We start from the raw sequence: 23,592 nt of genomic DNA, 5'->3' as shown, positions 1-23,592 counted from the left end.
TTGGTCAGGTGCTCTTCGAGGCGCGCTTTTCGAGGCTGCGCGCATAGGCGAGAAGTTCTTCGAAATCGAGGTCGATATGCTCGCGCGCATGGCGCTGGGCGGCGCGCATGTCCTTGCCCTTGAGCAGCGCCACGTAGGTCTCGTGCACGTCTTCGGCCGGCACCGGTTCCTTGCGCGCCTGCTGGTGCAGCGCGAAATACATCTGCAGCCGGCTGGTCAGGCGCTGCCAGGTCTCGAGCAGCACCGAATTGTCGGCCCATTCATAGATCAGGCCATGCAGTTGCAGCGCCGTCTCGATCTGGCGCGTTGTGTCCAGCGCCCGCGTCGCCTGCTTCACCGCTTCATGGCGGCGGTCGATCTCGTCGAAGAAGCGCGGGTCGCGCAGCGGCCAGGTGCACTCGATGGCGAATTCGTCAAGCACCTTGTTGAGCGAATAGGCGTCGATGATGTCCTTGGCGGTGACATCGATGACAAAGGTGCCGGCGTAAGGAATGCTGGTCAGGATGCCTTCCTGCACCAGCTCCCGCATGGCTTCGCGCAGCGGCGCGCGGCTCACCCGCATCTGTTCGGAAATCCGGAGCTCGTTGAGCTTCTGTCCCGGTTCCAACTGGCCGGTCAGGATGGCGCGTCTGAGCAGCGCGACGATCTCTGCCCTGCGCGTCGTATCCGCGATCGGACTGAAATCCAGCTTCGCCATGCGCCCACTCCGGATGAACCGATTGCAAGACAAGCAGATTGTCGACAATCCAACAAGGGGCCAATTTGCGAATTCCGGAATTTCTGTCGATAGCTCAGGCCGCCCGCCCATAGAAACCGATCCGCTCTTCATCGCTGAACATGACGCCGGGGCGCTCGTAATAGGAGAACACCGCGATCATGCGCTGGCGCTCGCCCTCGACGGTGGTGACGCGGTGCGCCGTGTTCTTGCCGCGGAAGACGTTGAGCGTGCCCGCCTTCATGCGCAGGATCTTCGCCTCGGGGTCGCGCCCTTCGAGCAGTCGCGCCACGCCCTCATAGTTCGGATCGTTGTCCGACCGGAGGTCGGTGCGGTATTCGAGGTCGCCGCCGCGCTCCGGTGCCTGCAGCAGCAGCGTCGTCGTGAACTCCGAACGGTCGAAGTGCCAGTTGAGCGCCTCGCCGGCGCGGTAGCCCATCACGTTGGTGCGGGCCAGCGGATCCTGCATCACATGCAGGCGGGGCTTGCCCATCGCCGCCGCCAGGAACCGCACCAGCGGCTCGTATTCATAGATCGCGAGAACCGTGCTGCCCGGGATCTGGTCGGCGCAGACGGTGTGGCTGATCGTCTCCACCTTGCGCAGCGCCGGATGATCGGACGGCAGCTCCGGGATCGAAGGCTTGAAGTAGATGTTGTGCATGCGCTTGTGCGTGTGCGAGCGCGTATCCATCACCGGCTGGATTTCCGACGCCGCCTTTTCCGCGGCGCCCGGACGCAGGAAGCCCTCGAGGTTGAACATGCCGTTGTCAGCAAGCGCGGCGGCGCAGGCTTCCACCAGGCGCGCCCATTCGGGGCTGCCCTCGCGGTCGAGCGGGTAGCGGTCGAGGTCGAGAATGTCTTGCATCGGCATGTCCTCCAGAAATCTGGGTTCACTAGACAGCAAGGAAATCTTTCTCTCAACGCGGAAAATTGTTAGGCTTGCACAAGGAAAACTTGGGGAAGCTCAACATGGAAAAGCTGCCGCCGCTGAATGCGGTAAGGGCCTTCGAGGTCGCCGCGCGCGCCGGCTCCTTCACGCTCGCCGCCACCGAGCTTGGCGTCTCCTCGGCCGCGGTCAGTCAGCAGATCCGCAACCTGGAGGACTGGTTCGGCAAGCAGCTTTTCGTGCGCAACGGCAACCGCATCGCGCTCACCGATGCCGGCCATGCGATCTATCCGCAGACGGCGCGCGCCCTAGGCGAGATCGCGGCGGTCGGCCGCCGCATGCTGGAGGGCGGCTTGCGGACGCGGCTGGTCGTCAGCGTGCCGTTCTCGCTGGCCGAACTCTGGCTGGCGCCGCGATTGGCCGTGCTGCTCGACGGCTTTCCGCATATGGCGATCGACGTCCGCGTCGAGGACGATCCCGTCGACGTCGTGCGCCAGAACATCGACCTGCGCATCTCCTATGGCGACTATCACTATCCGGCGCTCAAGCTGGTCCGCCTTGTCCATGACGAAGTGCTGCCGGTCGTCGCCCCCGATTTCTGGCGACGCCATGGCAACGGCGCGTCGAGCCTGGCGGACCTGCATGAGAGCCAGTTCATTCACACCAACTGGGGTCCGAACTATGCCTCGCATCCGAGCTGGGCGGACTGGTTCGCGGCGTCCGGCGGCAACCGTGCGCCCGATCCCTCGCATGGCCGCCGCGTCGGCCTTTCCAGCCTGGCGATATCCTCTGCGAGACTGGGGCTGGGAGTAGCACTTGGGCAGAAGACAATGGCCGGCGCCGATCTTGAAGCCGGCCGCCTGATCGCGCTGTCGCCGGTCTCGGTTCGTCTCGGCCAGCCCTACTGCGCCTTCATGCTGCCGGCGAAGGCTGAGCGCGCCGATGTTGCCGGGCTTGTGGAGCTTCTGGCAGCAATTCCAGGAAAAGTGGGCAGCGGTTTTCCGTCCGGAATTGCGTAAACCGATAATAAAACGGCGCCCTCGACGTGGGAGTCGAGGGCGCCGCGGGACCGGGACTGATGGGGGTTATCAGCTGGCCGGTTTCTGTTGCGGCAGCGGCGAGACCGGCATGCCGGGTCCGATCTTCTGCAGATTGCCGGTGATCACCTGGTCGCCCTCGGAAATGCCCGATGTCACGGATATCAGGTCGCCATCGGTCGGCCCGAGCGAGACCAGCTTCTGGTCGACCGTGTTGCCCTTGCCGACGACATAGAGGTACTTGCCGAGCTGGCTGGACCCCAGCGCCACCTGCGGCACCATCAGCGTGTTCGGCTGCTCCTTCACGTGCAGCCGGACCCGCACATACTGGCCGGGCAGCAGCGAGAACTTCGCATTGCCGATCGTCGCCCGCGCCGTGATCGTGCCGGTCGAATGGTCGATCGTGTTGTCGATGAAGGTGAGCTCGCCCTTCTGGCTGGGCTCGGACTGACCGGGCAGCAGCACATCGACGGCGATCGGTCCGGCCGCCTTGGCGGCTTCGATCTCGACGAGGTCGGTCTCGCTCGGATTGAAGGTGACGTAGATCGGATCGAGCTGCACCAGCGTGTTGAGCACCGTGCCGGCGACGCTGACCAGCGTGCCGACCGAGGCCTGGTTGCGGCCGATGCGCCCCGGGAACGGCGCCTTGATCTCCGCATAGCCGAGGTTGAGCTGGGCGGTGCGCAGCGCCGCGTTGTCTACCGCAATCGCTGCCTCGGCCGCGCGCAAGGTGCTGGTGCGCTGGTCGAAACTGTCCTTGGCCAGATAGCCGCTCTTGGCGAGCTCCGTGCCGCGGCCGAGATTGGACCGCGCATAGTCGAGCGACGCCATGTCGCGCTCGATCTCGGCCTGGGCCTGGTCGAGCGCCGCCTGATAGTCTTCCGGCGCGATCCGGTAGAGCAGGTCGCCCTGCTTGACGTCGCTGCCGTCGGCGGCAGCCTGCTCCTGCAGGTAGCCAGGCACGCGAGCCTGCAGGGTGACGCTGCGGATCGACTCGACCCGCGCGGCGTAGTCGAGATAGATCGGCAGCGTCTTCTTCACCACATTCACCACCGGCACCGGCATCACGAACGCCGCCGGAGCCGGCGCTGCCCCTGCCGTGCCGGCATTGAGGCTGAGACTGCCCATGTCGAGCAGGTGGACGCTGGCCATCGAGATGGCGCCGAGCGCCACGGCCGTTCCCAAAGCGATTTTCCACTTACGCATTTTGATCTCCAATCCTATTCGGCCGCCTGGGCGAGCTATTCAGCCGCCTGGGCGAGCGGCTGAATCGCCGGCTCGGCGGTCGGTTCAATATCCTTATGGTGCGGAGCGGGCTGCTTCTCCTCGCCCCGCTCGCGCAGCTTTTCGATCACCGCATAGAACACCGGCACGAACACCAGCGACAGCACCGTCGCCGCCACCATGCCGCCGAAGACGGTGGTGCCGATCGACTGCCGGCTGGCAGCACCTGCACCCGTCGCGAACATCAGCGGCAGGACGCCGAGGATGAAGGCGAACGCCGTCATCAGGATCGGCCGCAGCCTCAGCCGCGCGGCCTCCATCGCCGCGTCGACGATGCTCAGGCCTTCCTCGCGCCGGCGTCTTGCGAATTCGACGATCAGGATGGCGTTCTTCGCCGCCAGGCCGATCAGCATGACGAAGCCGATCTGCGAGTAGACGTCGATCTGCATGCCGCGCAGCAGGAGCACCGCGAAGGCGCCGAACAGGGCGAGCGGCACGGCGAGCAGCACCATGAAGGGCATCGCCCAGCTTTCGTACTGCGCCGCCAGGATCAGGAAGACGAACACCATGGCGAGCCCGAACACGATCGAGGCGATCGAGCCGGCCTTGAGCTCCTGAAAGGTGATGCCGGTCCACTCATAGCCGAAGTCCCTGGGCAGCACCGTCGCCGCCGCCCGCTCCATCGCCGCCACCGCCTGCCCGGACGAGAAGCCGGGAGCGGCGCCGCCATTGATCAGGGCCGACGCATTGTTGTTGTAGTGCGGCACGGTCTCGGGCCCGACGATCGGCACCAGCTTGCCCAGCGTGCTCAGCGGCACCATGCCGCCGGCAGCGTTGCGCACATAGAGCCGCGAGATGTCGGTCGCATCGGCACGCGCATCCTTGTCGGCCTGGATCGTCACCCGGAAGGTGCGGCCGAACAGGTTGAAATCGTTGACGTAGAGCGAGCCGAGATAGATCTGCAGCGTGTTGAACACGTCGGGCAGGCTGAGGCCCAGAAGCTTCGCCTTGCTGCGGTCGAGGTCGTAGTTGAACTGGGGCGTCGACGTCGAGAAGGACGAGAACAGCTGCTGCGGATTGAGCTCCGGCTGCTTGCGCGCCTCGGCGATCAGCGCCTGCGTGACATCGTTGAGCGCCGCACTGCCGCGACCGGACAGGTCCTCGACCTGGAACTCGAAGCCACCGGTGGTGCCGAGGCCCGGGATCGAGGGCGGATCGAAGGAAAGTGCAAAAGCCTCCGGTATCTGCAGCAGCTTGTTGCGCACTTCAGCGACAAGCTTCGACGCGTTCTGGTCGGGTCCACGCTCGTCCCACGGCTTCAGGATCGCGAATTCGACCGCCGAGTTCGACTGCGCGGCGCTGGTCAGGAAGTTCAGGCCGCTGATCGAGCCGACGATGTCGACGCCGGGCGTGCTCTGCAGGATGTCGCGCGCCTTCTGCGCCACCGCGTCGGTGCGCTCCAGCGAGGCGCCGTCAGGCAGCTGGATGACGACGAAGAAATAGCCCTGGTCCTCGACGGGGAGGAAGGTCGAGGGCAGTTTCTGCCAGACGAAATAGGTCGCCACCAGGCCGGCCGCGAACAGGCCGAGCATGGCCCAGCGCAGCCGGATCAGGATGCGCACGCCATGGGCGTAGGCATGCGACAGCCATTCGAAGCCGGCATTGAACCAGCGGAACAAAACGAACTGCGTCTCGCCGCGATGGCGCAGGAACGCCGCACTCAGCGCCGGGCTCAGCGTCAGCGAGTTGAAGGCCGAGATGCCGACCGAGATCGCGACGGTGAGCGCGAACTGGTTGTAGAGCCGCCCCGAGACGCCGGGGATGAAGGCGACCGGGATGAACACTGCCATCAGCACCGCGGTGGTGGCGATGATCGGTCCCGTCACCTCGGCCATCGCCGCGCGTGTCGCGGCGAGTGGTTTGAGGCCGGCCTCGAGTTGTCGCTCGACATTCTCGACCACCACGATCGCGTCGTCGACGACGAGACCGATCGCCAGCACCATGCCGAGCAGCGACAGCATGTTGAGCGAGAAACCCAGCATGTACATCACCGCCAGCGTTGCGATCAGCGACACCGGGATGGCGATGGTCGGGATGATGGTGGTGCGCCAGCTCTGCAGGAAGATGAACACCACCGCCACGACTAGCACCAGCGCTTCGCCAAGCGTGATCAGAACGTCATGCATCGAGGCCGAGACGAAGCGCGTCGTGTCGTAGTGCATGGCGTAGTTGACGCCCTTCGGGAAACGCGCCGACAGCTCCTGCATCTTGTCCTTGACCCGTTGCTGCAGGTCGAGCGCGTTGGAGCCGGGCATCTGGTAGACGGCGAGCACCACCGTCGGGTCCTTGCCGAAGAAGGCGGACGAGGAATATTGCAGCGCGCCGAGCTCGATGCGCGCGACGTCGCGCAGGCGCACCAGCGAGCCGTTTGCGGAATTGGCGCGCACGACGATCTCGCCGAATTCCTTCGGGTCGCTGAGGCGGCCGACCGCGTTGACCTGCATCTCGAAGGCTGTGCCGGCCGGCGCCGGCGACTGGCCGATCTTGCCGGCCGCGACCTGCACGTTCTGCTCGGCGATAGCGTTCTGCACGTCGACAGCGGTGATGCCGAGATTTGCCAGTCTGTCCGGGTCGAGCCAGACGCGCATCGAATAGCGCCGCTCGCCGAAGATCTGCACGTCACCGACGCCGGCCAGCCGCTTCAGCGGGTCGACCACCTGCAGATAGGCGAGGTTGCTCAGCGCCACCGGATCGACCGAGCCGTCCGGCGAGGTGAGGTCGACGATGAGCACGAAATTGGGATTCTGCTTCTTGATCGTCACGCCGCCCTGGTTGACGATCGCCGGCAGCGAGGACGCGGCCTGCGAGACGCGGTTCTGGACGTCGACGGCAGCCGTGCTCAGCGGATAGCCGACATCGAAGGTGATGGTGATGGTCGAGGAGCCGTCATTGGAGCTCGTCGACGACATATAGGTCATGCCCTGCACGCCATTGATCTGCTGCTCGAGCGGCGTCGTCACGGTATCGGCCACGACCTGCGCGCTGGCGCCGGGATAGTGGGCGCTGACCACGACCTGCGGCGGCGTGATGTCGGGGAACTGCGAGACCGGCAACAGGAAATAGGCGATCGCGCCGGCGAGCACCATGATGATGGCGATCGCCGATGCGAAGATCGGACGTTGGACGAAATAGTTCACCATGAGACGCAGGCCTCGTTGAATGCTTTTGCTTCGCCAAACGCGTTGGCGATCCTGGACAGCTGCCGACTATGCGCTGGACCTGAGTCGTCCAGAAAACGCGGCAGCGTCGTGCGGTTTGGCGCCTGCATGGCCGCCTTTGAACGCAGCATCGCCTCGAGGCCGCGCGGATCGACCCGATCCGCCTTCATCACCAGCCGGATCATCGGATCCCGGATGGCTTCATCGATCGTCAGGTCTTTGCGCTTTTGCATAGGAGCGGCTCCTTGCTTGCGGCCCGCATCCAAGGATCGCGAGCCGTTTTTTCGATTTCACCGGCCGAAGCCGCATGACAGGCAGTTTTCTCGCCCTATCTCCGTCTCAGCAGGCCTAACGGCGGTGCAATCGTTGACGGCAGACAAGATAGGTGTTACCAGTAAGTAACATTCTGGATGTTACAGACCGGTAACACCTTAGTCAAGAGGTGGCCAAGGGATTTTTGGAAACGAAAGGAGATCATGATGGCAGACGGCGTCGTGGAGCGCTCTCGCCCCCGGGATCGAATTCTGGAGACGGCGCAGGACATGTTCCACAAGCACGGCATCAAGGGTGTTGGCGTCGACGCCATCACCGAGGCTGCCGGCACCAACAAGATGACGCTCTACCGTCACTTCGAATCCAAGGACGAGCTGATCATCGAGTGCCTGCGCGCCACGGCGTCCAAAGCCGCGGCGATTTGGGACGCGTTCGAGGCCGAATATCCGGGCGACAAGCTGGCGCAACTGCATGCATGGGTTCGCAAAGTCTCCGAGATGCTCGCGGCCGACAGCCGCGGCTGCGACATGGCCAATGCCGCCGTCGAGCTCAGTGAGACCGACCATCCGGCGCGGCGCGTCATCAAGGAACTCAAGGAAGCCCAGCGCGAACGCCTGGTCAGTCTCTGCCGCGATGCCGGCGTCGGCCAGGCCGAGCTTCTCGCTGACACGCTGTCGCTGCTCCTGGAGGGCGCGCGCGTCTCGATGCAGAGCGTCGGCGCCGAAGGCCCGAGCGCGCAGTTCGTGCGCATGGCGGAAGGGCTGATCGCATCCTTCAGGGCGCGCTGACAGCCGCGCCCATCTCCCGTCGGAAGCGGCCGAAACGAAAAAAGCCCGCTGCCGGGAGGAGGTGGCAGCGGGCTCGATTTCGAATGAGGTGCGGGAGGAGGTGCACCGCATTCAGCGTCGGCATCACATCTGGGAGGAGGAGACGGCCGACACCCAAATATCTACTGGTTGCTTAACGATTCGGCAACCATGAAACTTGCATAGCTGATGTGCAGAATTGCCGCACCCCTCGGCAATCCTCCGACAAATCCGGACAAAGCAGCCTTGCCATGGCAAGCTAACCTATTGAACCGGCACGTTTTCCTTGAAGATCAATCGCGGCTCGATGAACTTCTTGGTCAGATAGGGCGCCGAGGAGGCGATCGAGCCCAGCAGGCGGATCACCGACTGCTCGGCGATCAGCCGCGCGTTCTGGTCGATGACGACATCGCAGAGATCGTCGACCAGATAGCCGCGGGTTTCCCTGGTCAGGTCATGGCAGATGAACACCGGCTTCCTGCGCGGCCTGGATTCCAGCAATGCCTTCGCCACCCCCGAACGTCCGGCGCCGACGCAGTAGATGCCGAGCAGTTCCGGCTCGTTGTGCAGCGCCTTCATCGTCGCGGTGTAGCTCACCTCAGGCTGGTCGTTGATCTCGACGGCGCTCGAGATGGTGAGGTTGGGGAATTCCTCGCTGAGCACCGAGCGGAAGCCCATCTCGCGCTCCTCATGGCCGCGATAGGAGCGCGAGCCTACCACCATGGCGAGATGACCGCTGCGGCCGCCGAGGAAGCGCCCCATCAGCAGTGCGGCCGTGCGCCCGGCCACCCGGTTGTCGATGCCGACATAGGCCGAGCGCGGAGCGGCGGGCACGTCGGACACCAGTGTGACGAGGCGTATGCCGGCCTCGACCAGCTCGCGCAATATGTTGCGGGTCCTGGGATGATCGACGGCGATGACGCCGACTCCGTTGGCTTTGAGCGAGAGGTTCTCGATGGCGCCCTGCAACGCGCGGGGCGAGATGCCGGCGAGGCTGTGGATGCGGCAGGAGGCGACCAGCGGCAGCCGCGCCGCGTAGTCCTCGATGTGGCGGGCGAGATCGACCATGAAGGCATTGCCGCCGATCGGCAGGAAGAATTCCAGATGCGCCGGCTTCGACGGCAGCGCGACCTGGTCGACGACCGGCAGGTAACCCAGCTGTTTCGCCGCCTCCATCACGCGCTGCCGGTTGGCGGCGCTTGCGCCGGGCCGGTTGTTCAGCACCCGGTCGACCGTCGCGGTCGACAGCCCGCAGCTCCTGGCGATGTCGGCGACGGTGGCTCTCATGGTTCCAGTCATAGGAGCGTATGCGATCCTGTGCCAGATGGGCCGACGGCCGGAAAATTGCCGCCCGCCAGCAGGGCTTCAGCCTTGCGGTTGCGCGCCGTCAGAGAGAGCGTCGCGGATCTCCTTGTCCGACATGCCGGTGATGATGCGCTCGACCTCGGCGACGGTGGTCTTTTTCGGATCGATGTCGTCGGCCACCACCTTGCCCCGGCGCATGACGACGATGCGGTCGACCACCTGGAAGACATGGTGGATGTTGTGGGCGATGAAGATACAGGAATGGCCGGAATCGCGCGCGTTGCGCACGAAGCTTAAGACGCCTTGCGTCTCGGCGACGCCGAGATTGTTGGTCGGTTCGTCGAGGATGATGAGATCGCTGTCGAAATGCATGGCGCGCGCGATCGCCACCGCCTGGCGCTCACCGCCGGAAAGCGAGCCGATCGGCGTTGTCGGCGGGATGTTCTTGGAGATCCCGACCTGCTTCAGCAGGTCGCGCGCCACCGTGTTCATCGCATCCTGGTCCATGCGGTTCAGGAAGCGCGGCGGCTTGATCGGCTCGCGCCCGAGGAACAGGTTGCGCGCGATCGACAGCTGCGTGACCAGCGCCGAGTCCTGGTAGATGGTCTCGATGCCGTGCGCGATGGCGTCGCTGGTGCTGCGCAGGTTCACCTTCCTGCCGCGGATGAAGATGTCGCCGCTGGTCAGCGGCACGGCGCCCGACAGCACCTTGATCAATGTCGACTTGCCGGCGCCATTGTCGCCGAGCAGCCCGACGATCTCCCTCTCGTTGACGTGGAAATTGGCGTCCACCAGCGCTTGCACGCGCCCGTAGGACTTGCGGATATTTTGCATGCGGATGAGCGGTTCAGCCATGGATCACGTCCCTGCCTGATGCCGGCGTTCCAGCCATGAGTGGAGCGCCATCATGCCGAGGATGATGGCGCCGATGAAGATGTTGTAGGCAAGGCCCGGCACGCCGATCAGCACGATGCCGTTGCGCATCACACGCAGGATCAGGATGCCGAGCACCGTGCCGATGATGGTGCCGCGCCCGCCGGTCAGCGCCGTGCCGCCGATCACCACCATGGCGATGACCTCGAGCTCGTAGCCGGTGCCGCTGTTCGGGTTTGCGGCCGAGGTGCGCAGCGAAGAGATGACGCCGGCAAGCGAGGCCATCAGCGACGACAGCACGAACAGACCGATCTTGACGCCGTTGACGTTGACGCCGCGCGCCCTTGCGGCGTTGGGGTTGCCGCCGGCGGCCTGGATCCAGTTGCCGGTGCGGCTCTGCGTCAGCACGTAGCCCAGAGCGACCGCTGCTGCGATGAACCAGAACAGCGACATGTAGATGCGGAACGGTCCGATGAAGAAATCGCCGACCAGTATGTTGGCGAGCCAACTGCCCTCGGCGCTCCAGGTCCGCTGAGGGAATCCATCGGTGACGAACAGCGCCGTGCCGCGCACCACCAGCAGCATGCCGAGCGTAACCAGGAAGGAGGGGATCTTGAGTTGCGTCACGAACCAGCCATTGACCAGCCCGATGAAGGCGGCGACCAGCAGCGCGACGAGGAGGCCCATCTCCAGCGAGGTGACGCCGCTGTTGAACAGCGTCCACATCAGCACCGGCGAGAAGCCGAACAGCGATCCGACCGAGAGGTCGAATTCGCCCGATGTCATCAGCAGCGTCATCGCCAGCGCGATCAGGCCGAGCTCTACCGTGAAGGCCAGTATGTTGGAGATGTTCTGCGGCGACAGGAAATCGGGGTTGATGCTCCAGAACACGACGAGCTCGATGACAAGCAGCACGAACGGCCCGAACTCCGACCTCGCGATCAGGTTTTGGATGAGGGAACGGTTTTCCACGTTGAATCCGCGACTTGAGTGGAAAGAGCTGAGACCTTCACCCGATCAGGCAGGCTCGGCGGAATGGCAGTGATAGTCGCGGCCGCCTGCGCGGCCGCGACGGTGCCGATCGCGGATTATTTTCCGGACAGGATCTTGTCGTAGACCCCGGCGGTGTCCTTTTCGTAGAGCGCGCCGGTGATGACGTTGAAGCCCGGAGGAATGCCGCCGGCAGCCATATTGGCCAGCGAAAGCGCCACATAGCTGGTCGCCTGCGGATCCTGCCACTGGCCGGCATTGACGTAGCCGTTCAGCACTTCCTGGGTGGTGTCGAGCGAGTTGCCCCAGCCGACGACCGGGATTTCGCCGGGCTTGACGCCGACCTGGTCGAACACCCGCTTGATCGAGCCGGTGACGAGGTCGCCGAGGCCTATGATGGCCTTGACCTTGGCCTTGTTGGCAGTGAGGTAATCGGCCATGCGGCTGATCACTTCGGCCTGGTCGAGCGTCGCCTCGGTGATCTCATAGGTGATGCCGAGTGGCTCGAACACGCTCTTGATGCCTTCCTCTTCCTGCACGCCATAGGTGGCGCCGGGGACTTCGACCGGCATCCAGACGAAATCGCCCTTCTTCACCAGGCCCTTGTCGACCAGGTACTGCGCCCAATGCTTGCCGAAGGTGACGTTGTCACCGCCGACATAGGCATTGAAGTTGGCCTTCGGATCGGGCGTGTTGAAGTTGATGATCGGTATGTTGGCGGCGCGCGCTTCCTTGACGATCTCGACCAGGCTGCCCGGGTCGGGGCTGGTGGTGACGATGCCGTCGGCCTTGGCGGAGATGGCGGCGCGAACCGCCTCCTGCTGGGATGCCACGTCGCCATTGTGGAATGAGGTATTGACCTTGTTGCCGGTGTCGGCCGCCCATTGCTTGGCGCCGGCGAGGAAGTACGTCCAGACCGGGTCGGCAGGGCCGCCATGCGAAATCCAGTAGAAGGTCTTGGCCTGTGCCGCCGCCGGAATGGCGAGCGCCATGACCAAGCCAAACACGATCAGTCTTAGCCTCGTCAGCATATGGTTTCCTCCCATGTTGAAACGACTTCCACGTCAGACGCGACGCGGCCCAAGAACCGCATCTCCTGCCAGCGCCGACCGGGTGCTTTAAGAGCATTCCCTTTTTCGGCCGATGGCAAGCCTCCGTCGCCACTGGATGTTGGCACAGCACGCGGCGCCATCAGCAATCCCATCAGATTGCATCAGTTCGGGTGATTTTTTCCGGGCAGGTGCAGGCGTCCATCCCGTCAGCCCGCGGGGGATGAGAATATCATCGCGGTAGCGCGGTGCTAAATGAGATCCGCTTTGGCGAGGTCGCGCATCAGATGGCTGGCGCCATAGGTCCAGTGCGGGCAGTCGGGCGACAGCCTGACACGGTTGACCAGCGAGCCGAGTTTTTCCGACGAGATGGTGACAATATCGCCGACCTTATGGGTAAAGCCCTTGCCCTTTTCGCCGCGATCCTTCGACGGCACGAACATGGTGCCGAGATAGAGCGCCAGCCCGTCCGGATACTGGTGATGCGGCCCCATCGCGGCCTTGACCAGCTCTTCCGGCGAGCGGCTGATTTCGGCCATCGAGCTCGCGCCCTCCAGCGAGAACCCGTCCTCGCCCTCGACGCTGAGGCGCACCGTGGCGCGCTTTACGTCGGCAATGGAGAAGGTCTCGTCGAACAGCCGGATGAAGGGGCCGAGCGATGCAGAGGCATTGTTGTCCTTGGCCTTGCCCAGCAGCAGCGCCGAGCGCCCCTCGACGTCCCGCAGATTGACGTCGTTGCCGAGCGTCGCGCCGACGATCCGGCCTGTACTGTCGGCGATCATGGCGATCTCCGGCTCCGGATTGTTCCAGGTGGAGACGGGGTGCAGGCCGACATCGGCGCCGAAGCCGACCGATGCCATCGGCTGGCATTTGGTGAAGATCTCGGCGTCGGGGCCAATACCCACTTCCAGATATTGCGACCAGGCGCCGCGCTGGATCAGCTTGGCCTTGATCTCCATCGCTTCCGGCGAGCCGGGTTTCAGCTTCGACAGATCATGGCCGATCAACCCGGCGATGTCGGCGCGGATGGCATCCGCCTTCTCCGCCGAGCCGCGCGCCTGTTCCTCGATGACGCGTTCGAGCAGGCTGACGACGAAAGTGACACCGGACGCCTTCACCGCCTGCAGGTCGGCCGGGGAGAGCAGGATCGGCTTCTTCGCGTCGCGCGCGCTTTCAAAACTGTTGGCCGCGATGTCGGCGAGCGCGCCGATGGGCTTGCCCTTGGCAGAGCGCGCATAAGCCGCCGGGTCCTTGATCTCGCAGAGGTCACGCACCGTTGGCGCCGCGCTGGAGGTGATGTCGAAGACAGTGCCGTCGCGCACCGTGACCACCAGCGGATGGGCCGCTTCGTTGGTTGCCACGCGCCCTATGAAAAGTCCGTCGGCGGGCAGGCGGGTCGGGTCGGTCATGGCACTGGTCCTCTCTTTGGCGCGCGGCACTTTCCCCGGATTTGGTCCAGACGTCCATCCCGCTGATGGGATCATTTATGGGCCACCAGGCGCGGCTGTCGGGGCAGGGGCATTGGCCTGACGAGCGAATTCGACCGCTGATTTCCAGGGCGAGAGGGTCAGAGTCGGCGCAATTCAGCTTGACAGTTTCACAAATATGAAAAAAACTAAGTCGATTTCACAATTCCGACGGGCAGATCGATGTCGGCCATCGCAGCAAGCCAGCCATTGCCGCAAACCCGCACCTCGCCGGCGTTCCGCTTCGCCATGCTGCTGCCGGGCGGATTGGTCACCTTCTTCCTGATCCTGTTCGCGCTCGGCCTGGTGCTGTTCCTCGCCTTCAGGGGCAATGACGGCTCGCTGCTCGGCGTCGGCCTGACCGTCGCGAACTTCGTCACCGTGGCCACCGACCCGCTCTACTGGACGGTGACGTTGCGCTCATTGGTCATTGCCGGCCTGGTCACCCTGGCCACGGTGGTTACCGCCTATCCGGTCGCCTACTACCTCGCCTTCCATGCCGGGCGGCGGCGCAACCTGCTGCTGTTCCTGGTCACGCTGCCGTTCTGGACCAGCTACCTGCTGCGCGTCTTCGCCTGGAAGATCGTGCTGGCCTACAATGGCGTGCTCAACTCGGCTTTCATCGAAAGCGGCCTCTGGTCGGAGCCGACGCTGGCTTTCCTCAACACGCCGGCGGCGGTGGTGGTCACGCTTGCCCATGCTTACGCGCCCTTCGCGATCCTGCCGATCTATGTAGCGCTGGACACGATCCCGAAATCGTTGCTCGAAGCCGCCTCCGATCTCGGCGCCCGTCCCTTCACCGCGTTCCGCCGTGTCGTGCTGCCCAACTCCATGCCGGGCGTGCTGGCGGCGGCCCTCGTCGTCTTCGTGCCGACGGTCGGCGACTATGTGACACCGGCCATGGTCGGCGGTCCGGCCAGCACCATGATCGGCACGCTGATCCAGTCGCAGTTCGGCAAGGCCAATGACTGGCCGTTCGGCGCCACCCTCTCGGTCTGCGTCATGCTGGTCATCCTCTGCGTGGTTCTCCTTGCGCGCGGCGCCGACCGCAGATTTGGCAGCCGCACATGAGCGTGGCGCGCACCGAAACCGACACAGGCGGCCGCTGGCTCGGCATCTATGTGCTTGGCTATCTGGTCTTCCTCTATCTGCCGGTGCTTTTGATCCCGCTGTTTTCCTTCAACGATTCCATCCAGGCGGCGTTTCCGCTGCAGGGTTTCACCCTCCAGTGGTACGAGACGCTCTATGGCAACCCGGTGCTGTCGGGCGCGCTCGCCAACAGCCTCGTCATCGCCACGGTTGCAGCCACCGGCGCCACGCTCTGCGGCATCACCGTGTCCTATATGGACCTCTACGGCCGCTCGCCGCTGGCCGCGACGATCAGCGCCATCGCCCGGCTGCCGATCCTGATCCCCGGCGTGATCGTCGGCATTTCGTTGCTGATCCTGGTCAACCTCATCGGCCTCGGGCCGTCGCGCGTTTCGATTGTCCTCGGCCATATCCTGGTCGCGCTGCCGACGACGGTGGTGGTGATGCGCAGCCGCTTCGCCGCCATCCCGAAGACCATCCGCGAGGCGGCGCTCGACCTCGGCGCCTCAGACTGGACGACGTTCCGGCGCGTCATGCTGCCGCTCAGCCTGCCAGCGGTGCTTTCGGCCTTCATGCTCTCTTTCCTCATCTCCTTCGACGAGTTCATCGTCGTCTTCTTCCTCGCCGGCACCGAGCCGACGTTGCCGCTCTACATCTGGAGCCAGCTGCGCTTCCCGCGTTCGCTGCCGACCGTCATGGCGCTGGGGACCGTGATCCTCGCCGTATCCTTCATCATAGCCGGCCTTGCCGAAATCCTGCGCCATCGCGGCCTCGGCGCGACGCGCCGGCCAGCCGCCGCCAATCCAGCCTGACCATAACAACGAGAGGAGAACGAAAATGACATTCCACCTGAAATCGATCAGCGGACACAAGGCCCGCGCCGGTCTTGCCGCCGTGGCGCTCGCGCTGTCTTCGACGGTCGCCCTTGCCGCCGACAAGCTGCAGTATTTCACCTGGTCGGGCTACGAACTGCCCGACTTCAACAAGAGCTTCCTCGCCGCGCATCCGGACGGCGTCGAGGCCTCGATCTTCGGTGACGACGACGACGCCTTCACCAAGGTCAAGGCCGGCTTCCGGCCGGACATCGCGCACCCCTGCTACGACAAGGTGGCGCGCTGGAACAAGGAAGGCCTGCTGCAGCCGATCGACACCAAGCGCATCAAGAACTGGGATTCGATCTTCCCCGTGTTCAAGAACCTGCCCGACATCCAGGCCGGCGACGGCAAGGTCTGGATGGTGCCGTGGGACTGGGGCAACACCTCGATCCTCTACCGCACCGATCTGGTGAAGGACCCAGAGGCGAGCTGGAGCCTTCTGTGGGACAAGCAGTATGCCGGCCGCATGGCGACCATCGACGCCGTCCATGACACGCCGATCGTCGCGGCGCTCCTGGCAGGGGTGAACCCCTTCGACATGACTCCGGAGCAGATGGACAAGGTTGCGGAAAAGCTGCGTGAGCAGCGGCCGCTGCTCTCCAGCTACACCACCGACATGACTTCGGTCGAACAGGCTCTGGCAAGCGGCCAGCTGGTCGCCGCCATGACCTGGAACGCATCCGCCACCTCGCTGAAGAAACAGGGCGTTCCGGTCGAATTCATGAAGCCGAAAGAAGGCATGCTGACCTGGTCCTGTGGCTTCGTCATGCTGAAGGACGCCAAGAACGTCGATCTCGCCTATGACTTCATCAACAGCCGGCTGGACGCCGACTCGGGCAAGTATCTGATCCAGTCCTATGGCTACGGCAGTTCGCTCAGCACCGCCTTCGCCGGCGTGGCGAAGGACGAACTGGACAAGCTGCAGCTGCCGTCGGATCCGGAAGTGATGCTGAAGACCACCATCTTCACCGGGCCGATGAAGCAGAATGACGACCTCGCGAAGATGTTCGAGAAGGTGAAGGCGGGTGGTTGAGCGTAGGCTTCCCCTTCTCCCCTTGTGGGAGAAGGTGGATCGGCGCACAGCGCCGAGACGGTTGAGGGGTGGGTGACGGATCGCCGTCATTGCCAAGCTGGTGCACCCCTCATCCGTCGCCTTCGGCGACACCTTCTCCCGCAACGGGAGAAGGTGAAAGCGAACGAGGACGAATTGATGGATGTTCTTGATGAAACGGCTGAAAGGCCGAAGGACGATGCCGATGTGCGCGTCGGCCGGCGCGTGCGGGCGCTGAGGCTCGAACGCAAGCTGTCGCTGGCCGAGCTCGCCGCCAAGACCGGCATTTCGATCGGCGCGCTCAGCCAGATCGAGCGCGGCATGTCCTCGCTGCGCGTCAAGGTGATCTGGCCGCTCGCCGCCGCTCTCGACATCGAGCCCTCGGCGCTGATCGCCGACGGCAATGAGGCGGTCAACGACCTCTACTGCGTGCGCGCCGACAAGCGGCGGCAGATCCCCGTCAAGTCGGAAGGTATCGCCAAGGCGCTGCTGTCGCCGCCCGCCGCGACGCTCACCGGCATGCTGGTGACCGTCGAGGCCGGCGGCGGCACGGCCGACGCCTATGCCCATGCCGGCCACGAATTCGGCTTCGTAATGGCCGGCGAAGTCGAGCTGGTGGTGGACGCCACGACCTACGTGCTCAAGGCCGGCGACAGTTTCGCCTTCAAGAGCACGCTTCTGCACGCCTTCCGCAATCCTGGCGCCGAGCGCTGCCAGATCCTCTGGGTCAACACCACCAAGCCCTCCGAGGTGCGCGATGGCGCCTGATGCACTGGTGCGGCTGGACGGAGTGTCGAAGGTCTTTGCCGGCGGCATCGTCGGCCTCGACGCCGTCGATCTCGACATCTCCAGTGGCGAGTTCCTGACCCTGCTGGGACCCTCGGGCTGCGGTAAGACCACAAGCCTGCGCGTGATCGCCGGCTTCGAGAGTCCGTCGAGCGGCAAGGTGCTGCTCGAGGGCCGCGACATCACCGCGCTCAGGCCCTTCGACCGGCCGGTCAACACCGTGTTCCAGGACTATGCGCTGTTTCCGCATATGGACGTCGCCGAGAATGTCGGCTTCGGCCTGTCGCTGCGCAAACTTTCCGGCGCCGAGCAGGCGAAACGCGTCGGCGCGGCGCTCGACATGGTCGGCCTCGCCGACAAACTCGGCGCCCGCGTCTCGGAACTGTCCGGTGGCCAGCGCCAGCGCGTCGCGCTCGCCCGCGCCATCGTCTGCGAGCCGCGCGTGCTGCTGCTCGACGAGCCGCTGTCGGCGCTCGACGCGCATCTGCGCGAGCAGATGCAGGTCGAGCTGAAGCGGCTGCAATCCCGCCTCGGCACCACCTTCGTCATGGTCACCCACGACCAGACCGAGGCGCTGTCGATCTCCGACCGCATCGTCGTCATGAACAAGGGCCGCATCGAGCAGATCGCGCCGCCGGCGATCCTCTACGACCGCCCGGCGACCAAATTCGTCGCCTCCTTCATCGGCACCATGAACCTTCTGCAGTCGCGCTTCATCGGCCGCGATGGCGAGCGCCTGCGCTTTGCCGCCGGCGACCTGCCGCTTGAGGCCGTGTCCGACACCGGTGCGATGCCGGCCGCCGGCGACATGCGCACCATCGGCGTGCGCCCTGAGGATCTGCTGGCGGCCACCGAGGCTGCCGACGGCACCGCGCCGGCACGGGTCAGCGGTGTCGTCTTCCATGGCCGCACGCTGCGCCTCCACGCCGAGCTGGGGCAGGGGACATCCATCGTCATCGATGCCCCGCGCCGCGCCGACGGCTTTCAATTCAGCGTCGGCGACGTGGCGCATATCAGTCTGCGCCGTGGCGCCAGCTGCCCTATGCTCTCCAACTGATGCGACAGGGCGCGTGGCTCACGACGCCTTGGCGAAGAAACCCTGATAGTCGGACTTGGCCTGCAGCAGGCGCAGGATGTTCTCGCGTGACCCGCGTACATGCGCTCGGGCGCGATCGCCCGCCAGAGCCACGTCGCCGGCGCAGATCGCATCGACGATGCCGGCATGCTCCTCGCGGGTGAGCTTCCACTCATCCAGCCACAGAAGCTCCGTCCACACATATTGCTGGCATTTGTCGAGGATGCCGCAGAGCATGCCGTGTAGCATTTCGTTGCCGCCGATTTCGGCAATCACGCGGTGCAGGTCGATGCCGACCTGCAATTCCTCGAACTGCTCGCGGGTGCTGCGGTCGGGGATCGCAGCCAGCCGCTCGCATTCGGCGAGAATCGCGCGCAGCCGTGTCTTGTCGGCGGTGGTGGCGTTGGCCGCCGCCAGTTCGGTGGCGCGCCCGTCGAGCAATTCACGGATGTCGAAGGCCTCGCGGAACATGGTCAGGTTGAACTCCGCCACGACATAGCCCTGGCGCGGGCGGCCGATCACCAGGCCGTCGCGCTCCAGCCGGTTGAAGGCCTCGCGCACCGGCGTGCGGCTGACCTTCAGGCGCTCGGCGATGTCGGCCTCCGTGACGCGGGAGCCCGGCGGGATCTGGCCGGTGATGATCAGCGCCTTCAGTTTCTCGAACACCGAATCGCGCAGCGTGTTCTTTCTCTCCTTGCTCAAGCGTCCCGCCTCCAACGGTCTGTCATGGATTCGCAGTTTAGGGCCTTTTAGCGCTTGCTTGAAACAGGACCGTTTCGAGAAGAGCAAGCACTCCGACCCTACGCCTCTATCTTTCGTCACCAAAAAAGCGCTTGGCCCGTGTTGACATCGGCTTCCGGCGAATTACACTCAAAATTGTATACAAATTCGCATACCAAAGCAAACGATAATGGGAACACCGGTTGGAGAAGCGAAAATGACGAAGCTGCGTTGCATTCAGAACCTTGCGGTCGCAGGGCTCTTGGCCTCGGTTGCCGTCCCGGCATCGGCCGCCGACACCATCACCGTCGCCTCATGGGGCGGCACCTATCAGGAGGCGCAGACCAAGGCCTTCTTCAAGCCGACGGCCGATGCGCTCGGTATCACCATCAAGGAAGACACCACCAACGGTCTCGACGACGTGCGATTGCAGGTTACCGGCAACGCCGTGAAATGGGACATCACCGAACTCGGCGCCGACGAATGCGCGCGCGGTTCTAAGGAGGGCCTGTTCGAGAAGCTCGACTACAACGTCATCGACAAGAGCGGCATCAACCCGAAGCTCGTCCATGACGACTGGGTCGGCATCTCCTACACCTCGGTGGTGCTGATCTACCGGACCGACGTTTTCGGCGACAAGGGGCCGAAGACCTGGGCCGATTTCTGGAACGTCGAGAAATTCCCCGGCCGCCGCGCACTCTCCGGCAGCCAGGCGACGGAAACGCTGAGCGTTGCAGCGCTCGCCGAGGGGATTCCGATCGACAAGGTCTATCCGGTCGACATCGACGGCGCGCTCAAATCCGTCGACAAGATCCGCGGCCATGTCGACGCCTGGTGGACCTCCGGCGCGCAGGCCATGCAACTCGTCAAGGATGGCGAGGTCGACATGGCGAGCATCTGGAACGGCCGTGCCGGCACGCTGAGGAAGAGCGGTGCCCCGGTCAGCTTCTCCTTCGACCAGGGCGTTCTCACCGCCGACTGCATGGTCATCCCGAAAGGCTCGAAGAACAAGGACCTAGCCATGAAGGCGCTGGCCAAATTCGTCAGCCCCGACCTTCAGGCCAATCTGCCGCTCTATGTCGACAACGGCCCGGCCAACGAGAAGGCCTTCGAGACCGGCAAGATCCCGCCGGAGCGGATCAAGGACATCAATTCCGCGCCCGAGAACGTCAAGAAGCAGGTACTGCAGGATCCGGAGTTCTGGCGCGACACGCTGGTCGAGGCGACCGAGAAGTTCAACAACCTGATCCAGCAATAGACAGGTGGCACCGGTCGGGGCAGCGTCCAGGCGCTGCTCCGTTCCGTCCCGCCATGAACGATCCGGAGTCCAGGGAGATGCTTTTGTCCATCGCGCCGACCGCGCTTCCCATCGGTATCAGCGGCATCGAGAAGAGGTTCGGCGGTGTCTCCGTGCTGCGCGACCTGTCGCTCGATGTCGCCGCCGGCGAATTCCTGACGCTGCTTGGCCCGTCGGGGTCGGGAAAGACGACACTGCTGATGATCCTGGCCGGATTCGTCAGGGCAAACGCCGGCAGCATCAAGGTCGGCGGCGAGGAGATCATCGCCACGCCGCCGCACCGGCGCAACATCGGCATGGTGTTCCAGAACTATGCGCTGTTCCCGCATATGAACGTCTTCCACAACATCGCCTTTCCGCTGAAGCAGCGCCGCGTATCGGCGGCGGAAACGGCCGAGCGCGTCGAGCGGGCGCTGGATCTCGTGCAGTTGAAAGGGCTCGGCGAACGCCGCGTCGACCAGCTCTCAGGCGGCCAGCGGCAGCGCGTGGCGCTGGCCCGCGCCATTGTCTTCGAGCCGCGCATCGTGCTGATGGACGAGCCGCTTTCGGCGCTCGACAAGAGCCTGCGCGAACACATGCAGATCGAACTGCGCAACCTGCATCGCCGGCTCGGCATGACCACCGTCTACGTCACCCACGACCAGCGCGAGGCGATCACCATGTCGGACCGCATCGCGGTGATGAACGCCGGGCGCATCGAGCAGATCGACCGGCCGGAAGTGCTCTACGCCAGCCCCAAAACACGTTTTGTTGCCGGCTTCATTGGCGATTCCAATTTCATCCCGGTCGAATGCCGCAACGGCAGCGTCTGGTATGAGGACAGGAAGCTGCGCATGACCTCTGTGGCGCCAGCCGTCGGCTGCCATCTGATGGTGGTGCGGCCGGAAAAGCTGCGCCTCGTCGCTGACGCTGAGTCGGCGGGCACCATCAATGTAATCCCGGCGACCGTCGGAGACGTCATCTACCAGGGCGACAGTTTCGTCTGTTACGCCACCCTGCGCGATGGCCGACAGGTGACTTTGCGCGACTATTGTCGCTCCGACGTGCTGGCGAGGCTGCCAAGGCCCGGCGAGCCGGTCAATCTCGGTATTGATGCCGATGACGTGGTGCTGGTGGCGGCGGACTGATGAGCACGCAATCCGCAAGCCTTTACGGTGCCGGCAGCTTCACTGGGACGCTCAACGCCGACACGCTGAGTGCCGATGCGCGCCGGGAATCGCTCGGGCTGCTGGCGCTGCTGTCGCCCGGCCTGCTGCTCGTCTTCACCGTCATCATCGTGCCGATCGGCTGGCTGTTCTGGCTGTCGCTGTTCGACGAGAGCGGCGCCCTGAGTGCCGCCAATTACGCACGCTTCTTCCAGCAGGCGTCCTATATCAGGACCTTCATCACCACCTTCAAGGTTGCCTTCTTCGTCACCGGCGCCTGCGTGCTCCTTGGCTATCCGCTGGCTTACATGCTGTCGCAGCTGCCGCGCCGCGCGGCCTCGATCTGCCTGATCTTCGTCATCCTGCCGTTCTGGACCTCGGTGCTGGTGCGCACCTATGCCTGGCTGGTCATCCTTCAGCGCAAGGGCCTGGTCAACAGCTGGCTGATCGATCTCGGCGTCATCAGTCAGCCGCTGCCGCTCGCCAACAATCTCGCCGGCGTCGTCATTGGCATGACGCACATAATGCTGCCGTTTCTGGTGCTGCCGCTCTACGCCTCGATGAAGACCATCGACACGGATTGCCTGCGCGCCGGCATGAATCTCGGCGCCAGCCCGGCCGCCACCTTCCGCCAGATCTTCTTTCCGCTGTCGCTCCCCGGCCTCGCCTCCGGCGTGGTCATCGTCTTCGTGCTGTGCCTGGGATTCTTCGTCACCCCGGCATTGATGGGCGGCGGCAAGGTCATCATGTGGGCGATGCGCATGGAGCAAACCACGAGCCTCTATTCCAACTGGGGCGCGGGCGCCGCGCTCGGTGTCGTGCTGCTTGGCGTCACGCTGGCGCTGCTCGGCCTGTTCCAATGGCTGCTCGGCGCGCGCGCCACCGGCGTGTGGAGTTCGCGATGAGCGTGGAAAACAGCCTGCCCATCTCGCACCGGCAACGGCTCTGGCTCTATGGGCTCGGCGGCCTTGTGCTGCTGTTCCTGATCGCGCCGTCGGTCATCATCGTCATCATGTCCTTTTCCGACTCGACGCTGCTGCAATTCCCACCGCAGGAATGGTCATTGCGTTGGTACGAGACCTATTTCGGATCGGTGGAATGGCGCGATGCCACCGTCGTGTCGGTCAAGGTCGCGGTGATGACGATGCTCGTGGCGACGCCGCTCGGCACGGCCGCAGCCTATGCCATCAACATCGGCACGCTGCGAATGACCGGCGTCATCAATGCACTGCTCACCGCTTCGCTCATCATCCCGGTCATCCTCATCGGCATCGGCACCTTCTTCCTCTACGCCCGCATCGGCCTCAACAACACGCTGACCGGCCTGGTCATCGCGCATACCGTGCAGGCTCTGCCGTTGGTGGTGCTGACCGTGCTTTCCGGCCTGAGGTCTTACGACATGAACCAGGAGAAGGTGGCGCGCAGCCTGGGTGCCAACCGTTTCTCGGCGTTCCGCCAGGTGACGATGCCGCAGATCCGCTTTTCGATCGTCTCGGGCGCATTGTTTGCCTTCATCACCTCGTTCGACGAGGTGGTGGTGTCGCTGTTCATCTCCGGCGGCGAGACCACGACGCTGACGCGCCGCATGTTCAATGCGCTACGCGACCAGATCGACCCGACCATTGCCGCCATCTCGACTTGCCTGATCGTGCTATCGATCGTTTTGTTGTCCGCCGCCCAGCTTTTTGGCCGCGGACGTTAAGCAGGGATAC

At 64.4% G+C, this 23,592-nt stretch carries 22 protein-coding genes; 11 read left to right on the top strand and 11 right to left on the bottom strand.

Translation table 11 applies throughout. The features are described from left to right. Positions 1-4: 4 nt before the first annotated feature. Positions 5-697, bottom strand: coding sequence for a GntR family transcriptional regulator (locus tag JG743_RS25895; protein ID WP_202293954.1), 693 nt, complete (start codon positions 695-697; stop codon positions 5-7). Positions 698-791: 94 nt separating this feature from the next. Continuing rightward, a complete protein-coding gene (locus JG743_RS25890) occupies positions 792-1,580 on the bottom strand; it encodes a HalD/BesD family halogenase (protein ID WP_202293951.1) in 789 nt (262 codons plus the stop codon). A gap of 104 nt (positions 1,581-1,684) precedes the next feature. Between JG743_RS25890 and JG743_RS25885 the strand changes: the two genes are divergently transcribed. Next, positions 1,685-2,620: a LysR substrate-binding domain-containing protein gene (locus JG743_RS25885; RefSeq protein WP_202293948.1), complete on the top strand. Its 936-nt coding sequence runs from the start codon at positions 1,685-1,687 to the stop codon at positions 2,618-2,620. A 69-nt stretch (positions 2,621-2,689) separates the two neighbouring features. Here the strand turns inward: JG743_RS25885 and JG743_RS25880 are convergent, their stop codons facing one another. From JG743_RS25880 to JG743_RS25870, 3 genes are read right to left on the bottom strand one after another with little or no spacing between them, the layout of a single operon-like run. Continuing rightward, positions 2,690-3,844 carry an efflux RND transporter periplasmic adaptor subunit gene (locus JG743_RS25880; RefSeq protein WP_202293945.1) on the bottom strand — a complete coding sequence of 385 codons (1,155 nt, stop codon included), beginning with the start codon at positions 3,842-3,844 and terminating at the stop codon, positions 2,690-2,692. A gap of 35 nt (positions 3,845-3,879) precedes the next feature. Next, positions 3,880-7,062: an efflux RND transporter permease subunit gene (locus JG743_RS25875; RefSeq protein WP_202293942.1), complete on the bottom strand. Its 3,183-nt coding sequence runs from the start codon at positions 7,060-7,062 to the stop codon at positions 3,880-3,882. Then, positions 7,056-7,346, bottom strand: coding sequence for a hypothetical protein (locus JG743_RS25870; protein ID WP_244672912.1), 291 nt, complete (start codon positions 7,344-7,346; stop codon positions 7,056-7,058). Before JG743_RS25870 ends, JG743_RS25875 begins: the two co-directional genes overlap by 7 nt. A gap of 213 nt (positions 7,347-7,559) precedes the next feature. On the opposite strand from JG743_RS25870, the gene JG743_RS25865 reads away from it, so the two are divergent. Then, the gene (locus tag JG743_RS25865; RefSeq protein ID WP_202293940.1) at positions 7,560-8,141 is read left to right on the top strand and encodes a TetR/AcrR family transcriptional regulator; all 582 of its coding nucleotides are present in this window, start codon (positions 7,560-7,562) and stop codon (positions 8,139-8,141) included. A 282-nt stretch (positions 8,142-8,423) separates the two neighbouring features. Here the strand turns inward: JG743_RS25865 and JG743_RS25860 are convergent, their stop codons facing one another. From JG743_RS25860 to JG743_RS25840, 5 genes are all read right to left on the bottom strand, one after another. Then, entirely contained in the window at positions 8,424-9,446 is a 1,023-nt protein-coding gene (locus tag JG743_RS25860) for a LacI family DNA-binding transcriptional regulator (protein ID WP_202293937.1), read from the bottom strand. Between the two features lie 78 nt (positions 9,447-9,524). Further along, on the bottom strand, positions 9,525-10,319 hold the full coding sequence (locus tag JG743_RS25855; RefSeq protein ID WP_202293933.1) for an ATP-binding cassette domain-containing protein: 795 nt from the start codon (positions 10,317-10,319) through the stop codon (positions 9,525-9,527). Positions 10,320-10,322: 3 nt separating this feature from the next. Beyond that, positions 10,323-11,309: an ABC transporter permease gene (locus JG743_RS25850; protein ID WP_202293930.1), complete on the bottom strand. Its 987-nt coding sequence runs from the start codon at positions 11,307-11,309 to the stop codon at positions 10,323-10,325. Positions 11,310-11,425: 116 nt separating this feature from the next. After that, positions 11,426-12,358 carry a sugar ABC transporter substrate-binding protein gene (locus JG743_RS25845; RefSeq protein ID WP_202293927.1) on the bottom strand — a complete coding sequence of 311 codons (933 nt, stop codon included), beginning with the start codon at positions 12,356-12,358 and terminating at the stop codon, positions 11,426-11,428. A 269-nt stretch (positions 12,359-12,627) separates the two neighbouring features. Further along, on the bottom strand, positions 12,628-13,785 hold the full coding sequence (locus JG743_RS25840) for a fumarylacetoacetate hydrolase family protein (protein ID WP_202293924.1): 1,158 nt from the start codon (positions 13,783-13,785) through the stop codon (positions 12,628-12,630). A gap of 240 nt (positions 13,786-14,025) precedes the next feature. Between JG743_RS25840 and JG743_RS25835 the strand changes: the two genes are divergently transcribed. The 5 genes from JG743_RS25835 (at position 14,026) to JG743_RS25815 (ending at position 18,700) form a co-directional block, all read left to right on the top strand. Next, positions 14,026-14,913 (top strand): ABC transporter permease, encoded by an 888-nt coding sequence (locus JG743_RS25835; RefSeq protein WP_202293921.1) that lies wholly within the window; start codon positions 14,026-14,028, stop codon positions 14,911-14,913. Continuing rightward, a complete protein-coding gene (locus JG743_RS25830; protein ID WP_202293918.1) occupies positions 14,910-15,743 on the top strand; it encodes an ABC transporter permease in 834 nt (277 codons plus the stop codon). Before JG743_RS25835 ends, JG743_RS25830 begins: the two co-directional genes overlap by 4 nt. 25 nt (positions 15,744-15,768) lie before the next feature. Beyond that, positions 15,769-16,839 carry an ABC transporter substrate-binding protein gene (locus JG743_RS25825; RefSeq protein WP_202293915.1) on the top strand — a complete coding sequence of 357 codons (1,071 nt, stop codon included), beginning with the start codon at positions 15,769-15,771 and terminating at the stop codon, positions 16,837-16,839. Positions 16,840-17,016: 177 nt separating this feature from the next. Next, positions 17,017-17,625, top strand: a complete 609-nt coding sequence (locus JG743_RS25820; RefSeq protein WP_202293912.1) for a cupin domain-containing protein — start codon at positions 17,017-17,019, stop codon at positions 17,623-17,625. Next, positions 17,615-18,700: an ABC transporter ATP-binding protein gene (locus JG743_RS25815; protein ID WP_202293909.1), complete on the top strand. Its 1,086-nt coding sequence runs from the start codon at positions 17,615-17,617 to the stop codon at positions 18,698-18,700. Before JG743_RS25820 ends, JG743_RS25815 begins: the two co-directional genes overlap by 11 nt. Positions 18,701-18,718: 18 nt before the next feature. Here the strand turns inward: JG743_RS25815 and JG743_RS25810 are convergent, their stop codons facing one another. Further along, positions 18,719-19,420, bottom strand: a complete 702-nt coding sequence (locus JG743_RS25810; protein WP_202293906.1) for a GntR family transcriptional regulator — start codon at positions 19,418-19,420, stop codon at positions 18,719-18,721. 235 nt (positions 19,421-19,655) lie between these two features. Between JG743_RS25810 and JG743_RS25805 the strand changes: the two genes are divergently transcribed. From JG743_RS25805 to JG743_RS25790, 4 genes are all read left to right on the top strand, one after another. Then, positions 19,656-20,696: an ABC transporter substrate-binding protein gene (locus JG743_RS25805; protein ID WP_202293903.1), complete on the top strand. Its 1,041-nt coding sequence runs from the start codon at positions 19,656-19,658 to the stop codon at positions 20,694-20,696. A gap of 83 nt (positions 20,697-20,779) precedes the next feature. Next, on the top strand, positions 20,780-21,862 hold the full coding sequence (locus tag JG743_RS25800) for an ABC transporter ATP-binding protein (RefSeq protein WP_202302965.1): 1,083 nt from the start codon (positions 20,780-20,782) through the stop codon (positions 21,860-21,862). Beyond that, positions 21,862-22,785: an ABC transporter permease gene (locus JG743_RS25795; protein WP_202293900.1), complete on the top strand. Its 924-nt coding sequence runs from the start codon at positions 21,862-21,864 to the stop codon at positions 22,783-22,785. Before JG743_RS25800 ends, JG743_RS25795 begins: the two co-directional genes overlap by 1 nt. Continuing rightward, the gene (locus tag JG743_RS25790) at positions 22,782-23,582 is read left to right on the top strand and encodes an ABC transporter permease (RefSeq protein WP_202293897.1); all 801 of its coding nucleotides are present in this window, start codon (positions 22,782-22,784) and stop codon (positions 23,580-23,582) included. Before JG743_RS25795 ends, JG743_RS25790 begins: the two co-directional genes overlap by 4 nt. Positions 23,583-23,592: the final 10 nt, after the last annotated feature.

It is taken from the genome of Mesorhizobium sp. 131-2-1, assembly GCF_016756535.1.
Classification (GTDB): Bacteria; Pseudomonadota; Alphaproteobacteria; order Rhizobiales; family Rhizobiaceae; genus Mesorhizobium.
Note: the sequence above shows the minus strand (reverse complement) of the source record. Positions and strands in the feature narration are given on the sequence as shown.